This window comes from Nocardioides sp. CF8 (assembly GCF_000389985.1).
GTDB lineage: Bacteria > Actinomycetota > Actinomycetes > Propionibacteriales > Nocardioidaceae > Nocardioides > Nocardioides allogilvus.
In genome coordinates, this window is the sequence record NZ_CM001852.1 from 4,108,641 (window position 1) to 4,109,727 (window position 1,087).

Genomic DNA, 1,087 nt, shown 5'->3' on the forward strand with positions numbered 1-1,087 from the left:
TGTACTCGGCAGGGACGTTCGTGACAGTGGGGGTCTTGTGAAACGGGAGAACCTCCCGGCTTAGTGGAGATGTCTAAGTCACCCACTCGCCCAGGAGGTCCTCGTGGCCCACGCTAACGCTCGCTTGAATCTGCACGGTCGTCGTTTGCTCGTCTCACGCGTGATCAACGACTGCAGACCGGTCGCCCACGTCGCGAAGGAACTCGGCGTCTCGCGCCAGTGTGCCCACCGTTGGGTTGCCCGGTTCCGGATCGAAGGCGACGCCGGCCTCCACGACCGACCCTCGCGACCACGCAACTGTCCACGCAGAACCCCGCTCGACGTCGAAGAACGGGTGCTCGAGCTCCGGCGCGAGGAACGTCGCGGTCAGGACTGGATCGGTCCCGAACTCGGTCTCGCTCCGCGAACCGTCTCAGCGATCCTGCGCCGCCACCACGTGCCCTACCTGCGCGAGTGCGACCCGCTGACCGGAGAAGTCATCCGGGCCAGCAAGACCACCGCGCTTCGTTACGAGCGCGACCATCCCGGCGATCTGATCCACGTCGATGTGAAGAAGATCGGCAAGATCCCCGACGGCGGCGGCTGGCGAGCCTTGGGCCGCGCCGCCACCGCCGCGCAACGTCACAAGCACGAGAAGATCGGCTACGACTACGTCCACGCCGCCGTCGATGACCACTCACGGCTGGCCTACGCCGAGATCCTCGACGACGAAACCGGACCAACCTGCGCCTCGTTCATGCTCCGGGCCGCACTGTTCTTCCTCAGCCACAGCATCAGCGTGCGCGAAGTCATCACCGACAACGCCCGCAACTACACCGTCTCCTACGACTTCCAAGCAGCGCTCAACGCCATCGGCGCTCGCCACCTGACCATCCGCCCCCACTGCCCGTGGCAGAACGGGAAGGTCGAGAGATTCAACCGCACCATCCAGACCGAATGGGCCTACCACCAGATCTTCGAGACCAACACCGAACGAGCCGACGCGCTTGATCCCTGGCTCGATCACTACAACACTCAACGACGCCACTCAGCCCTCGGAGGACTACCCCCGATCAGCCGGCTGTCATGAACCTGTCAGCCGAGTACA

The 1,087-nt window shown here is 64.5% G+C and carries 1 protein-coding gene; it reads left to right on the forward strand.

What is annotated here, in order from left to right; translation table 11 throughout:
- Window positions 1-103 precede the first annotated feature (103 nt).
- A complete protein-coding gene (locus CF8_RS20000; RefSeq protein ID WP_036491618.1) occupies window positions 104-1,069 on the forward strand; it encodes an IS481 family transposase in 966 nt (321 codons plus the stop codon).
- Window positions 1,070-1,087 lie beyond the last annotated feature (18 nt).